This is a genomic window from Cobetia sp. SIMBA_158 (genome assembly GCF_046566945.1).
GTDB classification, from domain to species: Bacteria; Pseudomonadota; Gammaproteobacteria; order Pseudomonadales; family Halomonadaceae; genus Cobetia; species Cobetia amphilecti.
This window is the reverse complement of the sequence record NZ_JAWJYL010000994.1, coordinates 1-240: the sequence shown is the minus strand read 5'-3', so window position 1 is coordinate 240 and position 240 is coordinate 1. Positions and strand designations below refer to the sequence as shown.

Annotated in this window: 1 protein-coding gene; it reads right to left on the bottom strand. The window is 41.7% G+C overall.

From position 1 onward, the window contains the following. Positions 1-240: GNAT family N-acetyltransferase (locus R2R70_RS22780; RefSeq protein WP_410979314.1), on the bottom strand; the 240-nt coding region annotated here is incomplete at both ends.

Sequence of the window (240 nt, the reverse complement as noted above, 5' to 3'; positions counted from 1 at the left end):
CTCTGCGAGATAACCCTTTCCCACGGTAACTAGGGTTTACATAAAGGCGTCTTACTTCTGCGTAAGATGGTTCCCCTGATTGCATTACAATTGCCCCACAAGCAACAATCCCGTCATCATTTTTTAACCCAATGGCATAAACGTTAGGTTTATCTAGTTCGCTTAAGGTAAGTGATTGCGCGGTAGCTACAGGGTATAAAGAGTTTATAAGTCGGTCGATATCAGCAAAAACATTAATCA